The organism is Pseudomonas sp. GW531-T4 (assembly GCF_017349615.1).
In the GTDB taxonomy this organism is placed as follows: Bacteria; Pseudomonadota; Gammaproteobacteria; order Pseudomonadales; family Pseudomonadaceae; genus Aquipseudomonas; species Aquipseudomonas chlororaphis_I.
Map to the genome: position 1 here is coordinate 35,362 of NZ_JACMZT010000013.1, position 20,633 is coordinate 55,994.

Here is a 20,633-nt window from a genome sequence, read left to right on the forward strand (position 1 = left end):
CTACATGGGACATATCGCCTTCTGTAGGAGCGAGCTTGCTCGCGATAGGGCCAGCACTGACAACACTGGATTACAGCCCCTCCAGCTCCGCCATCAGATCGCTCAGGCGATCGACCTTCTCCTCGCTGATTTCACTGCTCGCCAGGCTGTCGATGTACTGCGCCAGTTCCTCCACTGTGCTGCACTCGAACATCGCCCGCAGCGGCACGTTGCGTTGCAGGGTCTTCTGCACCCGCGAGGCGATCTGCGTGGCCAGCAGCGAATGCCCGCCCAGTTCGAAGAAGTTGTCCCGGACCCCGACCCGTTCGACCTTGAGTACCTCGGCCCAGATAGCGGCCAGGGTCTGCTCCAGCTCGCTGCGCGGCGCCAGGTAGTCCTGGCTGTGCAGCTGGCCGATCTCCAGGGCCGGCAGGGCCTTGCGGTCGAGCTTGCCGTTGGCGTTGAGCGGCAGGCGTTCCAGCCACAACCAGTGCAGCGGCACCATGTATTCCGGCAGCTCGGCGCGCAGGCCTTGCTTGATGCGCTCCAGGCGTTCCGTCGGGTTCAGCGCCGAGTCGCTGGCCACCAGATAACCCACCAGATGCTTGCCGTTGACGCCTTCCTGCACGCCGACCGCCGCGTCGCGGACTTCCGGTTGTTCGTGCAGGCGGGCTTCGATTTCCCCCAGCTCGATGCGGTAGCCACGGATCTTCACCTGGTGGTCGATGCGCCCGACGTATTCCAGCACGCCATCGGCGCGGCGGCGGGCCAGGTCGCCGGTGCGGTACAGGCGTTCGCCCGGGGCACCGAACGGATGGGGCACGAACACCTGCGCGGTGCGCAGCGGATCGCTGACGTAACCACGACCGACCCCGGTACCGGCGACGCACAGCTCGCCCACCGCGCCCAGCGGCACCAGATCCAGCGCGCCATCCATCAGGTACAGGCGGTTGTTGTCGGTCGGCGTACCGATCGGCAGGTAGCTGCCACGGGTCGAGGCCATGTCGACGCGGTAGAAGGCCACGTCATCCGAGCACTCGGCCGGACCGTAGGCATTGACCAGGCCGATCTGTGGATAACGCAACAGCCATTGGTGCGCCAGCTCCGGCGGCATCGCCTCGCCGGTCGGCAGCATCCAGCGCAGGCCATCAAGGTGGATGGACTCCTGGGCGAGCATGCCCTGGATCAGCGACGGCACGCTTTCCAGCACCGTGATGCGCTGCGCCTGTACATGGGCCAGCAAACCTTGCGGGTCATGGGCGATGGCGTTCGGCACGATGTCCACCCGCGCGCCGAACAGCGGCGCGGCGAGGAACTGCCAGACCGAAATGTCGAAGCTCTGCGACGCGGTCTGGGCGATCACATCGGCTTCGCTCAATTGCAGGTACGGCACCTTGCTCAGTTGGTTGTTGAGCATGCCGCGCTGCTCGACCATCACGCCCTTCGGCAGGCCGGTGGAACCCGAGGTGTAGATCACATAGGCCAGGTTGTCCGGGCCGCTGTAAATGCCTGGGTTGTCCAGCGAATGATCGGCCGCTTGCACCTCTTCCCAGACCAACAAACGGGGTCGGTTGGCGCAGGCGAATTCGTCCAGCAAGGCTTGCGCCTGTGCCTGGCAGGCCGCGGTGCACACCAGCAACGGCGTGCGGCTCAGCTCGATGATCCGCCCCAGGCGCTGGCCCGGCAGGCCCGGGTCCAGCGGCAGGTAGCCGGCGCCGGCCTTGAAGCTGCCGATGATCATGCCCAGCAGGTCCGGGCTACGCTCGGCCAGCAGGGCCACCGGCTGGTCCAGACCCACGCCATTGGCGATCAGGGCGTGGCCCAGGCGGTTACTGCGCTGGTTCAGTTCGGTGTAGCTGTATTGCAGCTCCTGGCAACTGGCGGCGATGCGTTGCGGATGGGCCGCCACCTGGGCCTCGAACAGTTCGACGTAGCTGCGCTCCAGCGGGTAGTCATGCTCGCTCTGGTTGCAGCCGGCGAGCAGGAAGTCCTGTTCTTCTGCGCCCAGCAGCGGCAGCTCGGCCATGTCGCCATGGAAGCCCTGCACCAGCGCCAGCAGCAGGCGCTTGAACTCGCCGAGCATGCGCTCGATGGTCGCTTGCTCGAAGTAGCGCTGGTCGTAGGACAGGTGCAGCCCCAGGTCATCCCCCGGGTAGCACACCGCGGTCAGCGGGAAGTTGGTGTGGGTGCGGCCGGAATCCGAGGTGGCGTTCAGGCTTTGCGCGCGGTCCAGCACCGAGACTTCCACCGGCGCGTTCTCGAACACGAACAGGCTGTCGAACAGCGGCTGGCCCTTGGGCAGTTCGCTGTTCTCCTGGATCGCCACCAGCGGCAGGTATTCGTACTCACGCAGCTCCATGTTGCGTTCCAGCAGGCCGCCCAGCCATTGACGCACGCTCAGGCGCTGACCGTCTTCCGGCAACTTCACCCGCAGCGCGATGCTGTTGATGAACAGGCCGACGGTGCGCTGCATCTCCGGCATTTCCACCGGGCGCCCAGCCACGGTGACGCCGAACAGCACGTCACGCTCACCGCTCAGGCGCCGCAGGACCAGGGCCCAGGCCGCCTGGGCGAAGGTGTTGACGGTCAGTTGATGCTGCTGCGCCAACTCGCGCAGTTGCGCACCGTCGCGGGCATCGAGCCGGGTGTAGCAGTCACCGACGATCATGCCGCCGCTGTCGCCGGCGTGCTCACGCAGGAACGGCCGGTCGCTCGGAATCGGCGTGGTGCGCTCGAAGCCTTGCAGGTTGTTTTTCCACCACTGGCGCGCCTCGGCCAGGCTCTGGCGTTGCAGCCAGCCGATGTAATCGCGGTAGCGTGGCGGCACGCTGAGCTGGGCTTCGCGACCTTCGCCCAGGGCGGTGTAGATCTCGAAGAAGTCGTTCATCAACAGCGAACGGCACCAGGCATCGATCAGGATGTGGTGGTTGCTCATCATGAACCAGTAGCGCGCGGCCCCCACGCGGATCAGCCGCAGGTGGAACGGCGCCTGCTCGAGCAGATCGAAACCGGCCTCGCGTTCGCTTTTCAGCAGCGCCTGCAACTTCGGCTCCTGCTCGTCTTGCGCGACGGCACTCCAATCCAGGAACTCGATCGGCGTGCCGCCCGGCTTGTGGATAACTTGCAGCATGTCTTCGCCGACGTTCCAGCAGAAGGACGCGCGCAGGGCTTCGTGACGAGCCACCACCGCCTGCCAGGCCTGGGCGAAACGCGCCGGGTCCAGCTCGCTGTTGATGCGGTAGCGGTCCTGCATGTAGTACAGGCCGGTGCCCGGCTCCAGCAGGGTGTGCAGCAGCATGCCCTCTTGCATCGGGGTCAGCGGGTAGACGTCTTCGATGACCCCGGCTGCTACTGGCAGCGCGTCCAGCTGCGCCTGGGTCAGGCGCGCCAGGGGGAAGTCCGACGGCGTCAGGCCGCCGGCATCGTCCTCCAGGCAATGGGCGATCAGGCTGTGCAGTTCGCCGAGGTAGGCCTGGGCCAGCTCGTCGATGGTCTGCGGGTCGAAACGCTCGCCGCTGAAGGTCCAGCGCAGCACCAGCTCACCGGCGTAGACCTGGCTGTCGACGCTCAGCTCGTTGGGCAGCGGCGCTTCCGGCGAATGGGCGGCGCCCACCGGCTCGTCCAGCGGACGGAACAGCGCGTCGCTGGCAAAGCTCTGGTCGAACTGGCCCAGGTAGTTGAAGGTGATCGGCGCGTGCGGCAAGGCCGCCATGCCCTGCTGGATCGCCGCGTCGGCCAGGTAGCGCAGCACACCATAACCCAGGCCTTTGTGCGGTACGGCGCGCAGCTGTTCCTTGATCGCCTTGATCGAGGCGCCCTGCCCGGCCGCTTCCTCTATAGCCAGCGGGGTCAGGCGCAGCGGGTAAGCGCTGGTGAACCAGCCGACCGTGCGGGTCAGGTCGATCTCGTCGAACAGGGTTTCGCGGCCGTGGCCTTCGAGCTGGATCAGCGCCGAAGCCTCGCCGGTCCAACGGCAGAGTACGCGGGCCAGGGCCGTCAGCAGCAGGTCGTTGACCTGGGTGCGGTAAGCGCTCGGCGCCTGTTGCAGCAACTGCCGGGTGCGCTCGGCATCCAGTTTCACGCTGACGGTCCGGGCATGCTTGTTCTGCCGCCCGCCCTCAGCGTGTTGCACCGGCAGCATCGCCGCCGGGCCAGCCAGTTGGTCCTGCCACCAGCTCAACTCTTCGCGCAGCGACTCGCTGCCGGCATAGGCCTGCAGGCGTGACGCCCAATCGCGCAAGGCGCTGGTTTTCGCCGGCAGGCGCGGCGTCTGCTGAGCTTCAAGCTGGCGGTAGAGGTTTTGCAGATCCTCCAGCAGCACCCGCCAGGACACGCCGTCGACCACCAGGTGGTGAATGGCGATAAACAGGCGTTGCTGCTCATCCGGACCGTCCACCAACAGTGCGCGCAACAGCGGTCCGTTGGCCAGGTCGAGGCTGCGCTGAGCCTCGGCGAACAGCGCAACACATTGATCCATAGACGCCACATGCATCTGCACCAGCAGCGGCGCTTCGGACAACGGTTGATGCATCGCCTGCCATTGGCCGTCGACCTGGGTAAAGCGCAGGCGCAGGGCGTCATGCTGGGCCAGCACCGCGTGCAGCGCTTGCTCCAACAACTGCCCATCGAGTGCCTGGGTCGGCGCCAGCAGCAGCGCCTGGTTCCAGTGCTGACGCTCGGGGATCTCGCTGTCGAAGAACCAGTGCTGGATCGGCGTCAGGCCCGACTCGCCGCTGAGCACGCCTTGCTCGGCAACAATCTGCTCGCTGCGGCTGGCCACCGCGGCCAGGGTCTGCACGGTCTGATGCTGGAACAAATCCCGCGGGCTGAAATGAATGCCCAGCTGGCGGGCGCGGCTGACCACCTGGATCGACAGGATCGAGTCGCCGCCCAGTTCGAAGAAGTTGTCGTGCAGGCCGACCTGCGGCAGGTTCAGCACATCGCACCAGACCTGGGCCAGGGTTTGCTCCAGCTCGTTGCTCGGCGCCACGTACTGCTGGCGGTTGAGTTCCAGGTCCGGTGCCGGCAAGGCACGGCGGTCGAGCTTGCCGTTGGCGGTCAGCGGCATGCTCGCCAGCAGGACCAGATGGGTGGGCACCATGTAATCCGGCAAGTGGATTTTCAGCTGGGCCTTGATCGCTTCGCGCAAGGCAGCTTGCTGCTCGTCACTCTGTTCGGCGACATCGGTCACCAGATAACCGGCCAGCTGTTTGCCGCCGGACATGTCCAGGGCCAGCACCACCGCTTCGCGCACCGCCTCATGTTCCAGCAGGCGGTTTTCGATTTCCCCCAGCTCGATGCGGAAGCCGCGAATCTTCACCTGATGGTCGACCCGGCCGATGTATTCCACCTGACCGTCGGCGCACTGGCGCACCAGGTCGCCGGTGCGATACAGGCGCCCGCCTTTAGCGCTGAACGGGTCGGCGACGAAGCGCTCGGCGCTCATGCCCGGACGCTGGTGGTAACCCTGGGCCAGGCCGGCCCCGCCGACATACAACTCGCCGGTGGCGCCTTGTGGCAACAGAGCGAGATCGGCGTCGAGGATGTAGGCCACGCGCTCACCGACCACCGTGCCGATCGGCACACTGCCGACGCCCTCCTCCAGTTGTTCCGGCGCCAGGCTGGCCAAAGGCATGACCACGGTTTCGGTGGGGCCGTAGGCGTTGAAGAACAGGCTCGGCTTGAACGCCGCGCGGATGCGGCTCAGGTGCTCGCCGGTCAGTGCCTCGCCGCCGGTGATGCACATGCGCACCGGCAGGGTTTCGCCCTGGGTCGCCAGCCACTGCGCCAGCTGGCTGCCGTAGCTCGGGGTGAAGCCGAGGATGTTGATGCGGTGCTGGCGGATCAGCTGGCAGATCTCTTCGGTGTCCCACTGCCCTTGCGCCCGCAGCACCACCTGGGCGCCGCTGAGCAGCGGCACCAGCAGACGCTCGGTGGCGGCGTCGAAGTTGATGGAATAGAAGTGCAGCTCGCAGTCGTCCGGGCGCATGCCGAAGCGCTCGATCACCGCACGGCAATGCATGGCGATCTCGCCATGGGACACCACCACGCCCTTGGGCTTGCCGGTGGAACCCGAGGTGTAGATCAGGTACGCCTGGTGCTGCGGCAGGCTGATAAAGGGCAGCTCACCGGCCGGGTAGTTGGCCAGTTGCGCGCCGTCCTCTTCCAGGCACCAGCGCGCCACGCTCGGCGGCAGCTGGCCCAGGGCCTGGAACATCGCCGCGTCGCTGAGCAGCAGGCCGATGCCACTGTCTTCGATCATGTAGTGCAGGCGGTCCAGCGGGTATTCCGGGTCCAGCGGCACGTAGGCGCCGCCGGCCTTGAGGATCGCCAGCAGGCCGATGACCATTTCCAGCGAACGCTCCAGGGCCAGGCCGACCCGCACCTGCGGGCCGACGCCACGTTCACGGAGCATCCAGGCCAGGCGGTTGGCGCGGCTGTCGAGCTCGGCGTAGCTCAGGGTCTGCCCGGCGAATGTCAGGGCCGGCGCGTTCGGGCGCAGCAGCGCCTGTTCGCTGAACAGGTGATGGATGCGCTGGTCCAGGCGATGTTCGCCGGGCTCGACGCCCAGGCTGTCCAGCAGTTGCTGTTGCTCGGCGCGATCCAGCAGCGGCAATTCGCTCAGGCGCTGCTCGGGGCTCTCGATCAAGGCCTCCAGCAGGTTGCGCCAGTGCGCCGCCATGCGCGCGATGCGCGGCTCGTCGAACAGGTCGGTGCTGTAGGTCAGGCAGCAACCCAGGCGATGATCGAGGTCGGTGACTTCCAGGTTGAGGTCGAACTTGGTGGCCCGCGCATCGTTGGCCAGGTATTCGACCGTCATCCCGGCCAGGCTGCGGCTCTGCTGGAACTCCCAGCGCTGGACGTTGCACATCACCTGGAACAGCGGGTTGTAGGCGGCGCTGCGCGGCGGTTGCAGGGCTTCCACCAGGTGGTCGAACGGCAGGTCCTGATGGGACTGGCCTTCGATCACGGTGTGCCGCACCTGCTCGAACAGCTCGCCGACGCTCATCTGCCCGTCGAGCTGGCAACGCAGTACCTGGGTGTTGAGGAAGGCGCCGATCAGCCCTTCGCTTTCCGGACGGATGCGGTTGGCCACCGGCGCGCCGATGCGCAGGTCGGTCTGGCCGCTGTAGCGATAGAGCAGCACGGCCAAAGTGGCGGTCATGGTCATGAACAGGGTCAGGCCGTGTTCCGCGTTGAAGCGGCGCACCCGTGCCGCCAGCTCGTCGCTGAGGTCGAAGCGGTACAGCTCGCCCTGGTGGCTTTGCACCGGCGGCCGCGGACGGTCGCCCGGCAGTTCCAGCAGCGGGTGTTCGTTGCCCAGTTGCGCGGTCCAGTAATCCAGCTGGCGCTGACGCTCGCCGGACTCCAGCCACTGGCGCTGCCAGACGCTGTAGTCCAGGTACTGCACCGGCAGCGGTTCCAGCGGCGAGTCGCGGTCGTCGATAAAGGCTTCGTACAACGCGCTCAGCTCACGGGCGAAGATATCCATCGCCCAGCCTTCGGTGACGATGTGGTGCAGGGTCAGCACGAAGTAGTGCTCATGCTCCGCCGCCTTGACCAGGCAGGCGCGCAGCAGCGGACCGGTTTCCAGGTCGAATGGCTGGTGCGCCTCGCTGTCGGCCAGCTGTTGCAGGCGCTGTTCGCGGGCCGCTGCATCCAGGCTGGAGAAGTCCTTCCAGGCCATGCGCACGCCGGTTTCAGCGTGCACCCGTTGCCGGGCCACGCCGTCGACGCTGGGGAAAGTGGTACGCAGGGTTTCGTGACGCAGGATCAGCGCCTGCAGCGCCGCCTCGAAACGCCCGACATCCAGCACGCCCTTGAAACGCGCCATGCCGCCGACGTTGTAGGCCGGGCTGTCCGGCTCCATCTGCCAGAGGAACCACATGCGCTGCTGGGAATAGGACAGCGGTACAGGCGCGCTGCGGTCGACCTTGGCGATCGGCTGTTGCTGGTTGCGCTTGCCGGATTCCTGGATCAGCCGCACCTGCTCGGCGAAGTCGCCCAGCTCGCTGGCTTCGAACAAGGCCCGCAGCGGCAACTCGACGTCGCAGGCCTGGCGGGTCCGGGAAATGATCTGCGTGGCCAGCAGCGAGTGGCCGCCCAGGGCAAAGAAGTCATCGCGCAAGCCAATGCGCTGCTGCCCCAGCACCTCGCGCCAGATCGCCGCGATCTGTTGTTGCAGTTCGGTGACCGGCTCGACGTGTTCACGCACCTGCCATTGCGGCTCCGGCAAGGCGCGGCGGTCGAGCTTGCCGCTCGGGCTCAGCGGCATGGCCGAAAGAAGCATCAGTTGCGCCGGCACCATGTACTCCGGCAACTCGCTGGCCAGGGCGGTTTTCAGGCGCGCGATCTGCACCTCCTCATCTTCCACATCCGCAGTGGCGGTGTAATAACCGATCAGCTGTGCACCGGCCGCGGTCTCGCGCACCAGTACCGCGGCCTGGGCCACGCCCTCCTGGGCCAGCAGGCGCGCTTCGATTTCCTGGGGTTCGACCCGAAAGCCGCGCAGTTTGACCTGCTGATCGAGGCGCCCGAGGTATTCCAGCGCACCATCGGCCGCCCAGCGCACTCGGTCGCCGGTGCGGTACAGGCGCGCGCCCTCGGTGCTCAGCGGGTCGACGACAAAACGTTCGGCGCTCAGCCCCGGCCGCCCGAGGTAACCACGGGCCAGGCCGATCCCGGCAATGCACAGCTCGCCCGGCACGCCGGCCGGCACCGGGTTGAGGTCGGCATCCAGTACCCGGCAGATCACATTGCCCAGCGGCCGGCCGATGGGCGAGCGCTCGCCATCGCTGCTGCGGCAATGCCAGTGGGTGACGTTGATCGCGGTTTCGGTCGGGCCATAACGGTTGTGCAACTGGACGTTCGGCAGTTGCTCCAGCACCCGGTCGCGCAATTCGGCCGGCAAGGCTTCGCCACCGGAGAACAGCCGGCGCAGGCTGCCGCACTCGTCGCTCAGCGGCTCATCGACGAACAGCTGCAACAGCGGCGGCACGAAGTGCAGCGTGGTCACGCCGTATTGCTGCACCAACTGGGCGATGCGATGCGGGTCGCGGTGTTCACCCGGCGCGGCCAGCAGCAGGCGGCAGCCGGTGATCAGCGGCCAGAAGCATTCCCACACCGACACGTCGAAGCTGATCGGCGCCTTTTGCATCAGCACATCGCTGGCATCCAGGCGGTAAGTGTTCTGCATCCACTGCAAGCGTTCGCTCAGGGCCGCATGGGTGTTGCCCACGCCCTTGGGCTGACCGGTGGAGCCGGAGGTGTAGATCACATACGCCAGGTTGTCGCCGTGCAGGTGCAGGCCCGGCGCATGGCTCGGCCAGCTGTCGAGCTTGAGGCTGTCCATGGCGATGGCGCTGACACCCTCGGCCTGGGGCAGACGCTCGAGCAGCTGGGTCTGGGTCAGCAGCAGCTCGACGCCACTGTCGACCAGCATGTAGGCCAGGCGTTCGGCCGGGTAGTCCGGGTCCAGCGGCACATAGGCGCCGCCAGCCTTGACGATCGCCAGCAGGCCGATCAACAGCTGCGGCGAACGCTCGGCGGCGATGGCCACGCAGACATCCGGACCGACCCCTTTGTCGCGCAGGTAATGGGCCAGGCGGTTGGCCTGGGCATGCAGCTCGGCGAAGCTCAGCTCGCCGCCCTGCCACACCAGCGCGGTGCGCTCCGGGGTCTGTTGCAGTTGTGCGTCGAGCAGCTCGGGCAGCCATTGGCTGGCCGCCGCGCAAGGGGCTTCGCTCCACTGTTGCTGCTGCGCCTGCTCGCAGGGGTTGAGCAACGGCAAGTCGGCGATGGCGGTCTGCGGACGCTCGCAGGCCTCGCGCAGCAGGCTGACGAAATGCTCGGCCAGGCGCTCGACGGTCGCGGCCTCGAACAGCTCGGCGGCGTAGTCGAAGGACAGGCTCAGGCGGCCGTTGCGGTCTTCTTCGCTGTGCAGTTGCAGGTCGAACTTGGCCTCGCGGCTGTGCCACGGCAGCTCTTCGGCCAGCAGCCCGGGCAACCGGCGCAGGGCGCCGAGGTCGCGTTGCTGGTGGTTGAACATGACCTGGAACAGACCCTGTTCGCGGGCCTGGGGGAAGGCTTCGAGCAGTTGCTCGAACGGCAGGTCCTGATGGGCCTGGGCTTCCAGCGCGGCCTGGCGGGTCTGCGCCAGCAACGCGCTAAATGGCAGGCGACCATCCACCTCGGCGCGCAGCACCAGGGTGTTGATGAAAAAGCCGATCAGGCCCTGGGTTTCCAGGCGCGGACGGTTGGCGTTGGGCACGCCGATGCGGATGTCGCGCTGGCCGCTGTAGCGATGCAGCAGGCTCTGGAACGCCGTGAGCAACAGCATGAAAGGTGTGGATTCATGGGCCTGGGCGGTCTGGCGGATGGCTTCGCTCAGGCTCGCCCCCAGGCGCAGGCTGTGGCGCGCGGCGCTGTGTTGCCGCTGCGCCGAGCGCGGGTGATCGGTGGCCAGGCTCAGGCTTGGGTGCTCATCGCCCAACTGCTGTTTCCAGTAGGCCAGTTGCCGCTCGCCTTCGCCCTGGGCCAGCCACTGGCGCTGCCAGCTGCCGTAGTCGGCGTATTGCAGCGGCAACGGCGCCAGGCTCGCCGCCTGGCCTTGCACGGCGGCGGCATACAGGCGCGAGAACTCGTCGATCAGCACATTCAGCGACCAGCCATCGGCGATGATGTGGTGCAGGGTCACCAGCAGTTGGTGCTCTTCGTCGTCGAGGCGCACCAGGGTCACCCAGAGCAGCGGGCCTTGTTCCAGGTCGAACTGGGTACGGGCTTCCTCCTCGCGGATCTGTTGCGCCCGCGCCTCGCGCTCGGCCAGCGGCAAGTCGCTGAGGTCGATCACCTGCAGGTTGAATTCGCCGGCGGCTTCGACCTGTTGCAGCGCCTGGCCGTCGCGCTCGAAAAAGCGCGTGCGCAGGGATTCATGACGCTCGATCAGTTGCTGGAAGCTGGCGCGCAGGGCGTCTTCGTCCAGCTCGCCGCGCAGGCGCAGGCCGCCGGGAATGTTGTAGGCGCTGCTGTGCGGGTCGAGCTGCCAGGTGATCCACAGGCGATTCTGCGCCAGGGACTGAGGCAGCGCCTCGGCACGCGACAAGGCATTGATCGCGCCCTGGGCCAGGCCGCCGTCCTGTTGCAATTGCGCGACCTGCGCGGCGAAAGCGCCGAGGGTCGGCGCCTCGAACAGCAGGCGCAGGTTCAGCTCCAGGCCGAGTTCTTCACGCAGGCGCGCGACGACCTGGGTCGCGGCGATGGAGTTGCCGCCCAGCAGGAAAAAGTGATCGTCGCTCGCCACTTGCTCGACGTGCAGCTGTTCGCGCCAGATGCGGCCGATCAGCTCTTGCAGTTCGCTGCTCGCTTCGCCGCTGGCCTCGTCGATCGCCGCCTGGCGACTAGGAAACTGGGCATAACTGTCGAGGCTGCCATCGGCCAGGCGGTTGCGGCAGGCCGAACGTTGCAGCTTGCCGCTGGAGGTCTTGGGCAACGCGCCGGGGTTAAGCAGGACCACCACGCTCGGCGCTTGCTGATAGGCCTCGGCCACGGTCTGGCGAATCAGCTTGATCAGCGCCTCCGGCGTGAGGATCTTCTGCACGCTGCGGCTGATTTCCGCGGCGATACCAATGCCTTCCTCGCCCTGTTCGGTGACGGCGAACGCCGCGACCCGGCCCTTGCGCACCACCTCGACCTCACGCTCGATGGTCTGCTCGATGTCCTGTGGATAAAGGTTGTGGCCACGCACGATCAGCATGTCTTTCAAGCGACCGGTAATGAACAGCTCGCCACCGCGCATGAAACCCAAGTCGCCGGTGCGCAGCCAGGTCTGGCCGGCGTGCTGAACGAAGGTCTTGGCCGACGCCTCGGGGTTGCGCCAGTAACCATGGGCGATGCTCGGGCCGGCGGCCCAGACTTCGCCGACCAGATTGTCTTCCAGCTCGACCAGGGTGTGCGGCTCGACGATCAGCACGGCGTGCTCGGGCTGACTGGTGCCGCAGCTCATCATGGCGTTGCCGGTGCCCGGCTCGGCGCGGTTCTGCGCCAGGGCCTGCTCGTCCAGGCGCAGGGCCGGGATGCCCTGGCCACGGGTGCCGCCGGCGACAAACAGGGTGGCTTCGGCCAGGCCATAAGAGGCAAAGAAGTTGTTCGGGGTGAAACCGCAGGCGGCGAACTTCTCGGCGAAGCGCTCCAGGGTGTCCAGGCGGATCGGCTCGGACCCGGAATAGGCCACGCGCCAGCGACTGAGGTCCAGGCGCTCCAGGGCCGACTCGCTGACCCGCTCGCTGCACAGGCGGTAGGCGAAGTCCGGGCCGCCGCTGATGGTGCCGCCGTATTCGCTGATCGCCTCCAGCCAGCGCAACGGCCGGCCGAGGAAGTAGGCCGGCGACATCAATACGCAGGGCACACCGCTGAAGATCGGTTGCAGCAGGCCGCCGATCAGGCCCATGTCGTGGTACAGCGGCAGCCAGCTGACGATCACGTCGTCGGGGTTGAGGTCGATGCCGAAGCCGCGGCGGATCAGCAGTTCGTTGGCCACCAGGTTGCCGTGGCTGACTTGCACGCCCTTGGGCAAGGCGGTGGAACCCGAGGTGTATTGCAGGAAGGCGATGTCGTCGCCGCGCAGTTCGGTGGCCGTCCAGACTTCGGCCAGGCTCGCCTCCAGGGTGTCCACGCAGAGCAGCTGCGGCGCGTCGGCGCCTTGTAGCTCGTCCATCTGCGCCAGGGAATCGCGCAGCCCGCTGCTGGTCAGCAGCAGCCGCGGCTCAGCGTCGGCGATGATCGAGATCAGCCGCTCCTGGTGATGGCGTCGGCTCGACTCCGGCGGATAGGCCGGCACCGCGATGACCCCGGCATACAGGCAGGCGAAAAACGCCGCGACATAGTCCGGGCCGCTGGGGAACAGCAGCACCGCGCGATCGCCCAGACCGGCATTGGCCTGCAGCGCCGCGGCGATGGTCCGGGCGCGCAGATCCAGGTCGCGATAACTGAGGACCACGCTCTGATCCTGCTCTTCGGCAAGAAAGCGCAAGGCCACTTGATCGGGGGTCTGAGCCGCCCGGCGTTGAAGGGCTTGAGCCAGAGTGCTGGGGAGTTCGAACGCGTCCATCATGGGGTTTCCTGCGCGGATTGTGCTTGCACGTAGAGCCGCGGACCAAGGCCGCGACCGTTACATAAACCTTTGAAAAATAAAGGCCCCTGCCCTCGGAACGGGGCATCTGGAGACTGCTGTGGCGGGATGTTCCACCCGTAGCCTTTCTCCAATGAGAACGGATGGCGTCTTGAAATAATTAGTCCCCACCCACCCCTCGAACACCTTCACAAAGTGCGACAACGAGCCGCAGTTCTCACTGCGCACCAAAGAGGATCATTAATTCTCTTTCTCAATTGACAATCATTATCATTCAACATAATTTGTCGCTCGATGTGTAAGACGAATCTGAAATTTCTGTCGTCCTACTAACCCTTTTGCAGCAAGGTGATTTCCATGACGGAACAAGTATCCACAAGCAGGTGCGATTCACCGCTACTCCAGGCCTTTGTCGACAACCGCCTGATCCTGGTCAAAATCGCGGCGCGCATTACCGGCTGCCGCTCCCGCGCCGAAGACGTGGTGCAGGACGCTTTCTTCCGGCTGCAATCGGCGCCGCAGATCACCTCGTCGTTCAAGGCGCAGTTGAGCTACCTGTTCCAGATCGTGCGCAACCTGGCGATCGACCACTATCGCAAGCAGGCGCTGGAGCAGAAGTATTCGGGCACTGAAGAAGAGGGCTTGAATGTGGTCGTGCAGGGAGCGTCGCCGGAAACCTCACACATCAATTTCTCGACCCTGGAACACATTGCCGATGCGCTGACGGAACTGCCGAGCCGCACCCGCTATGCGTTCGAGATGTATCGCCTGCATGGCGTGCCGCAAAAGGACATCGCCAAGGAGCTCGGGGTCTCGCCGACCCTGGTGAATTTCATGATTCGCGATGCACTGGTGCACTGCCGCAAAGTCTCGGGTAGCCGCGCCGACACCTACGCCCGCCACTGATCCGCGCTGCCCGCTACTCCCGCACCTGATCGCGATAGCCACCGTCCGCCACGGCGCTACCGCGAACAGGAACGCTCCCGCCCGATCTTCTCGACCCCCTGATGCCGTTCGACACCACGCCCCTGCGCCAGAATCAGCAGGGCGGCGCGCTTGTGCGAAAAATCGAAGGCCCTTCCACAATGCAGGCAACGCTCCTGCTGCTCGAGCCTGTGGCCAGCGTCCTCGACCAGCCGCTCGCTCGGCCCGTGGTCGAGGCATAACGAATGCACCAGGGTCGACAACCAGCCGGCCATCCACTCCTCACGCCATCCGTCTTGCCCACGCAAGGCTTGCAGCACCTCGCTGCCCGGCGGTGGCAGCGGCGCGCCAGGCCCACGGCTGGCACCGCTGGTTTCAATGCCGGCGAGCCGCAGCGGTTGCAGGCCAGCGGCATCGGCGACGCAACGGCAGGTATCGGCAACGGCCACAGCGGACAGCGTATCGAGAGAGGACATGGCACGGACTCAGCGTCATCGGTGTTCAACCAAGTGACGTGAGCCGCAGAGAGAAATTTAGGCAGGCCGGCTTCACTTGGCCGGGGGCATGACCACAATGCGGTAGGGATCGAAGATCTTCAGCATTTCACCGCTGTCGCGCAGGCGCCCCAGCAACTTGGCGAAGTCTTCGCCCGTGATCGGCGCCATGGGGCGAATCAGGGCGTAGTGGTGGTAGACCTGATCGATCCGCTCGGACGCGAACAACTGCTGCGCCGTGTCGGCATTGTGCGCGAGGAAATCACTGAGGTAGGAACGGGTCACCAGCGCAATGTCGGCACGACCGCGCAGCACCATCAGCAGGTTGCTGTCATGGGAGTAGGTCAGGGTCGCGTTGTAGGTGTCGGCCAGGTACTTGGGGTCGGCATTGAAGTTGGCAAATGCATAGTGGTAACCGCTGAACAGGGCCAGGCGCTTGCCCTTGAGGTCGGCGAAATATTCCTGGCCGCGGCCGGGCTCGCGCTGGGCGGTGAAGATCTCGGCATCTTCCAGGCCCATGTCGACGCTGGTGTGGGGAATGTCCTGCCAGCCCCAGGCCGGGTTCTCGAAAATCGCCATGTCGATGCGGCCTTGCTCGAAATCGCGAAAACGCCGGGGAATCGAGGTCGGCACCAGTACGAATTGATAATCACTTTGCAGTACGTTCAAGGCCTCCACCAGTTGCGGCAGCAAACCGGTGTCGGCGCCCTGCTCGGGCCGCACGGTATAAGGAGGAAAGTGCGCCGCCCCCACCCGTACCAACTGTGCAGCACAGACCGGGAAAACCGTCAGGGTGGCCAGGCCCCACACAAGCATTCGCAAAGCCGTCCGCATTGGCGAAGACATCAGGTAACGTACCTCAAGAAAAGAAACAGGGGAGTGCCATTAAAGCTAGGCGGTTTCCCTCGCTTCGACAACTTTCCACTGAGTAATTAATTACTTGCGCTCAGGGCTCGTTGAGCACCAGGGTCAGCGCTTCCTCGGCCAGTTGTTCGAGGGTCAGGCTGCCCTCGGCGCGAAACCAGGTGGTGGTCCAGGACAGCGCCCCGGTGAGAAAACGCCGGGTAATGAACACATCGCCCTTGATAAAGCCGGCCTCCTTGGCCTCGCCCAGCACCTGCAGCCAGATCTGCTCATAAATGTCGCGCAGGGCCAGGACGTCGGCCTGGCCTTGCGCCGACAACGAGCGCCATTCGTAGACCAGCACCGCCATGGCCTCGCCGCTGCCGCCCATGATCGATTGCAGCTCGCAGCGGATCAGCGCCAGCACCCGCTCGCGCACGCTGCCGGCTTCGGCCAGTTCGGCGCGCATCAGGGCGGTGTTGTAGTGGATGGTTTCCTCCATCACCGCGCGCAGGATGTCGTCCTTGCTCTTGAAGTGATGAAAGATGCTGCCGGACTGGATGCCCACCGCGCTGGCCAGGTCGCGCACCGTGGTGCGTTCGTAGCCTTTGTTGCGAAACAGGTGAGCCGCGGTTTGCAGCAGCTTGCCGCGGGCGCTGTCCGGATCGGTCAGTTGCCCGTTGGCGACCAGCTGGCGCATCACCAGCAAGGCTTTTTGCTCGTCCACGGCCTCTCTCCTACATTCGCTCGATCGTTATGCGGCGCAGCCCGCTGAAACAGGGAGCTTGCGCGCGCAATTTAAGCCCGTGGGGACGACCAAGCAAGCGCTTGGGAAGAAGATATTTCCGACGTTTACAAACCAAGCGCTTGCTTGGTAGTCTCGATGCAGTTCTGTCATCGAGTCTTTTATCGAGAGCCCCCTGCCATGACCAAGACCCTCCGCATCGGCTGCGCCAGTGCCTTCTGGGGCGACACCTCGAGCGCCGCCGCGCAACTGGTGCAGGGCGGCCGCCTGGATTACCTGGTGTTCGACTACCTGGCCGAGATCACTATGTCGATCATGGCCGGCGCCCGGATGAAGGATCCCACTGCCGGCTACGCCACGGACTTTGTCGAGGTCTTGAGCCCGCTGCTGGGCGAGATCGCCCGGCAAAACATCCGGGTCATCAGCAATGCCGGCGGGGTCAACCCACAGGCCTGCGCCGCGGCCCTGCAAGCGGCCTGCGACCAGGCCGGCGTGGCCCTGAAGATCGCCGTGCTACTGGGCGACGACCTGCAACCGCGCTTCAAGCAACTGAGCGGCAGCGGCATTCATGAAATGTTCAGCGGCGCGCCGCTGCCACCCATGTGCGTGTCCACCAACGCCTACCTCGGCGCCCCGGGAATAGTCGAAGCCCTGAAGCTCGGCGCCGACATTGTCATCACCGGCCGCGGGGTTGACAGCGCGGTGGTCAGCGCCGCGCTGGTGCATGAGTTCGGCTGGTCCTGGCACGACTACGACAAGCTGGCCCAGGCCGCCCTCGCCGGGCACATCATCGAATGCGGCGCACAGTGCACCGGCGGCAACTTCACCGACTGGCGCGACGTGCCGGACTACGAACACATCGGCTTTCCCATAGTCGAGGTCGGCGCCGACGGCCAGTTCGTGGTCAGCAAGCCCGAAGGCTCCGGCGGCCTGGTCACGCCACTGACCGTCGGCGAACAACTGCTATATGAGATCGGCGATCCGCGGGCCTATCTGCTGCCCGACGTGGTCTGCGACTTCACCCAGGTCAAGCTGCGCCAACAGGGCAAGAATGCGGTCAGCGTGCACGGCGCCAAGGGCCTGCCGCCGACCGGCCAGTACAAGGTCAGCGCCACCTACCCGGACGGTTTCCGTTGCACCGCCAGTTGCCTGATCGCCGGTATCGACGCAGTGGCCAAGGCGCGCCGGGTCAGCCAGGCGATCATCGACAAGACCGCGGAAATGTTCGCCCAGCGCGGCTGGGCGCCTTACAGCGAAGTCAATATCGAACTGCTCGGCAGCGAAGCCACCTACGGCCCTCACGGCCAGCGCCAGGACAGCCGCGAAGTGGTGATCAAGCTCGCCGTGCGCCACCCGGACAAGCGCGCGCTGGTGCTGTTTTCCCGGGAGATCGCCCAGGCCGCCACGGGCATGGCCCCGGGCCTGACCGGCATCGTCGGCGGCCGGCCCACGGTCTATCCGCTGATCCGTCTGTTCTCGTTCCTGATCGACAAAAGCGCCTGCACCCTGGAAGTCGAGATGGCCGGCCAGCGCCACCGGGTCGAGTTGCCCGAGCTCGACAGCCTCGACTCCAGTGCCCTGCCCGCGCCCCATGCCGTGGCCAGCCCCGTGGGCCGCGCCGATGCCAGCGTGGCGCTGGTCAAGCTGGCGGTGGCGCGCTCCGGAGACAAGGGCAACCACAGCAATATCGGAGTCATGGCCCGCGCGCCCGAATACCTGCCGTGGATCGCCGAAGCCTTGACCCCCGCAGTCGTGGTGGACTGGATGAGCCATGTGCTGGACCCGATCCATGGCCGGGTCCAGCGCTGGTACCTGCCGGGCAGCCATAGCCTGAATTTCCTGCTGGAAAACGCCCTCGGTGGCGGCGGTGTCGCCAGCCTGCGCATCGACCCGCAAGGCAAGGCCTTTGCCCAGCAGTTGCTGGAAATCCAGATCCCGGTGCCGCAGAGCATCGCTGACGCCGTTAATTAGAGGACACCTATCGTGGGTTATGACTCGATTTTCAAACCCGACCTGTTCGCCGGCCAGACCATCATCGTCACCGGCGGCGGCAGCGGCATCGGGCGCTGCACCGCCCACGAACTGGCAGCCCTTGGCGCCCGTGTACTGCTGGTGGGGCGCAAGGCGGACAAGCTGCACAAGGTGGCCACGGAGATTGCCGAAGACGGCGGCCAGGCCAGCGGGCATGCCTGCGATATCCGCGACGAGGAGGCGGTCAAGGCCCTGGTCAGTGAACTGATCCGTGAGCACGGGCCGCTGCATGGTCTGGTCAACAACGCCGGCGGGCAATACCCCTCGCCCCTGGCCTCGATCAATCAGAAAGGTTTTGAAACCGTGCTGCGCACCAACCTGGTGGGCGGTTTTCTCATGGCCCGAGAAGTCTTCAACCAGTCCATGAGCAAGCACGGCGGCAGCATCGTCAACATGCTCGCCGACATGTGGGGCGGCATGCCCGGCATGGGCCATTCCGGCGCCGCGCGCTCGGGGATGGACAACTTCACCAAGACCGCCGCATTCGAATGGGGCCATGCCGGGGTGCGGGTCAACGCCGTGGCGCCGGGCTGGATCGCCTCCAGCGGCATGGACACCTACAAAGGCGCGTTCAAGGCGGTGATCCCGACCCTGCGCGAACACGTGCCGCTCAAGCGCATCGGCACCGAGTCGGAAGTCAGTGCCGCCATCGTCTTCCTGCTCAGCCCGGCGGCGGCCTTCATCAGCGGCAGCACCTTGCGCATCGACGGCGCCGCCAGCCTCGGCAGCCGCGCCTGGCCGCTGCACAAGGCCTCCCATAGCCAGTCCTACAACGGCTTCCACCGCGCTTATCTGCCCGACGTGCTCAAGGACCAGGAGTAAGCCATGCCGGTCATCCATTCCCAACTCGACCCTCACAGCCCGCAGTTCCTGCAGAACCGCGAAGCGATGCTGGCCGGCCTGGCACAGATCCGCCAACTGGAACAGAACCTGCTGGCCAAGGCTGCCGAGGCCAAGGCGAAATTCGAAAAGCGCGGGCAACTGCTGCCCCGCGAACGCCTCAACCTGCTGCTGGACCCCGGCGCGCCCTTTCTCGAACTGGCGAGCCTGGCCGGCTACAAGCTGCACGACGACAAGGACGGCAGCCAGGCCGGTGGCGGGCTGATCGCCGGCATCGGTTATGTCAGTGGCGTGCGGGTGCTGGTGGTGGCTAACAACAGTGCGATCAAGGGCGGCACCATCTCCCCCAGCGGCCTGAAAAAATCCCTGCGCCTGCAACAGATCGCCATGGAAAACAAACTGCCGGTGGTGACCCTGGCCGAGAGCGGCGGCGCCAATCTCAATTACGCGGCGGAGATCTTCGTCGAAGGCGCGCGCAGTTTCGCCAACCAGGCGCGCATGTCGGCCATGGGCTTGCCACAGATCACTGTGGTGCACGGCTCGGCCACCGCCGGCGGCGCCTACCAGCCGGGGCTGTCGGATTACGTGGTGGTGGTGCGCGGCAAGGCCAAGCTGTTTCTTGCCGGGCCGCCCCTGCTCAAGGCTGCCACTGGCGAGGTGGCCACCGACGAAGAACTGGGCGGCGCCGAGATGCATGCGCAGGTGGCCGGCACCGCCGAATACCTGGCGGAAAACGACGGCGACGGCGTGCGCATCGTGCGCGAGATTCTCGACGCCCTGCCGTGGAATGCCCGGCTGCCGCTGCAGCCGACCCGCGCCTACGCGGAACCGCTGTACCCGATCGACGAACTGCTGGGGCTGATTCCCGACGACCCGAAAAAGCCTTATGACGCCCGGGAAATCGTCGCGCGCATCGCCGACGGTTCGAACTTCCTCGAATTCAAGGGCGAGTTCGACCAGCAGACCCTCTGCGGTCATTTGCAGATCCAGGGGCGCCCTTGCGGTTTTATCGGCAATAACGGGCCGATCACCCCGAAAGGTGCAAGCAAGGCCGCGCAGTTCATTCAATTGTGCGACCAGAGCGGCACCCCGCTGCTGTTTTTCCACAACACCACCGGTTTCATGGTCGGCACCGAGTCGGAGCAGCAAGGCGTGATCAAGCACGGTTCCAAGCTGATCCAGGCGGTGGCCAATGCCCGGGTGCCGAAGCTGACGATCGTGGTCGGCGGCTCCTATGGCGCCGGCAACTACGCCATGTGCGGCCGTGGCCTGGACCCACGCTTCATCTTCGCCTGGCCCAACAGCCGCACCGCAGTGATGGGCGGCGCCCAGGCCGGCAAGGTGCTGCGCATCGTCACCGAGGCCAAGCACGCCAAGCAGGGCCAGGCGGCCGATCCGCAGATGCTGGATATGCTGGAACAGGTCACCGCGCAGAAGCTCGACAGCCAGTCCACCGCCTTGTATGGCAGCGCCAACCTGTGGGACGACGGGCTGATCGACCCACGGGATACCCGCACCCTGCTGGGTTATCTGCTGGATATCTGCCATGAGGCGCAGGTGCGTCAGCTACAACCCAATAGCTTCGGTGTCGCACGGTTCTGATGTAGCCGCTGCCGCAGGCTGCGATCGGCCCCGAAGGGGACGTGCTCTT

General features: G+C 65.8%; 8 protein-coding genes. 4 read left to right on the forward strand and 4 right to left on the reverse strand.

The annotated features are described in order from the left end of the window. Positions 1-70 precede the first annotated feature (70 nt). The gene (locus tag J4D28_RS12895) at positions 71-13,087 is read right to left on the reverse strand and encodes a non-ribosomal peptide synthetase (protein ID WP_103330991.1); all 13,017 of its coding nucleotides are present in this window, start codon (positions 13,085-13,087) and stop codon (positions 71-73) included. A gap of 375 nt (positions 13,088-13,462) precedes the next feature. Here J4D28_RS12895 and J4D28_RS12900 point away from each other — a divergent pair, with 375 nt between their 5' ends. Next, complete coding sequence (locus tag J4D28_RS12900) at positions 13,463-14,011, forward strand: RNA polymerase factor sigma-70 (protein ID WP_009050074.1); 549 nt, start codon at positions 13,463-13,465, stop codon at positions 14,009-14,011. A 56-nt stretch (positions 14,012-14,067) separates the two neighbouring features. Here J4D28_RS12900 and J4D28_RS12905 read toward each other — a convergent pair whose 3' ends face one another. The 3 genes from J4D28_RS12905 to J4D28_RS12915 form a co-directional block, all read right to left on the reverse strand. Further along, on the reverse strand, positions 14,068-14,505 hold the full coding sequence (locus tag J4D28_RS12905; RefSeq protein WP_009050075.1) for a hypothetical protein: 438 nt from the start codon (positions 14,503-14,505) through the stop codon (positions 14,068-14,070). Positions 14,506-14,577: 72 nt separating this feature from the next. Further along, complete coding sequence (locus tag J4D28_RS12910; RefSeq protein ID WP_038634078.1) at positions 14,578-15,369, reverse strand: ABC transporter substrate-binding protein; 792 nt, start codon at positions 15,367-15,369, stop codon at positions 14,578-14,580. 100 nt (positions 15,370-15,469) lie between these two features. Next, the gene (locus tag J4D28_RS12915) at positions 15,470-16,093 is read right to left on the reverse strand and encodes a TetR/AcrR family transcriptional regulator (protein WP_009050077.1); all 624 of its coding nucleotides are present in this window, start codon (positions 16,091-16,093) and stop codon (positions 15,470-15,472) included. A 198-nt stretch (positions 16,094-16,291) separates the two neighbouring features. Here J4D28_RS12915 and J4D28_RS12920 point away from each other — a divergent pair, with 198 nt between their 5' ends. Genes J4D28_RS12920 through atuC form a run of 3 tightly spaced genes read left to right on the forward strand, consistent with a single transcriptional unit; the run spans position 16,292 to position 20,584 of the window. Beyond that, positions 16,292-18,082, forward strand: coding sequence for an acyclic terpene utilization AtuA family protein (locus J4D28_RS12920; RefSeq protein ID WP_009050078.1), 1,791 nt, complete (start codon positions 16,292-16,294; stop codon positions 18,080-18,082). 12 nt (positions 18,083-18,094) lie between these two features. Further along, positions 18,095-18,964: an SDR family oxidoreductase gene (locus J4D28_RS12925; protein WP_103330992.1), complete on the forward strand. Its 870-nt coding sequence runs from the start codon at positions 18,095-18,097 to the stop codon at positions 18,962-18,964. A gap of 3 nt (positions 18,965-18,967) precedes the next feature. After that, positions 18,968-20,584: a geranyl-CoA carboxylase subunit beta gene (atuC, locus tag J4D28_RS12930; RefSeq protein WP_038634084.1), complete on the forward strand. Its 1,617-nt coding sequence runs from the start codon at positions 18,968-18,970 to the stop codon at positions 20,582-20,584. Positions 20,585-20,633: the final 49 nt, after the last annotated feature.

Bases quoted from the DNA above. Each gene is read 5' to 3' on its own strand.
- J4D28_RS12895 (WP_103330991.1), bottom strand. From the start codon at position 13,087: ATGATGGACGCGTTCGAACTCCCCAGCACTCTGGCTCAAGCCCTTCAA.
- J4D28_RS12900 (WP_009050074.1), top strand. From the start codon at position 13,463: ATGACGGAACAAGTATCCACAAGCAGGTGCGATTCACCGCTACTCCAG.
- J4D28_RS12905 (WP_009050075.1), bottom strand. From the start codon at position 14,505: ATGTCCTCTCTCGATACGCTGTCCGCTGTGGCCGTTGCCGATACCTGC.
- J4D28_RS12910 (WP_038634078.1), bottom strand. From the start codon at position 15,369: ATGTCTTCGCCAATGCGGACGGCTTTGCGAATGCTTGTGTGGGGCCTG.
- J4D28_RS12920 (WP_009050078.1), top strand. From the start codon at position 16,292: ATGACCAAGACCCTCCGCATCGGCTGCGCCAGTGCCTTCTGGGGCGAC.
- atuC (WP_038634084.1), top strand. From the start codon at position 18,968: ATGCCGGTCATCCATTCCCAACTCGACCCTCACAGCCCGCAGTTCCTG.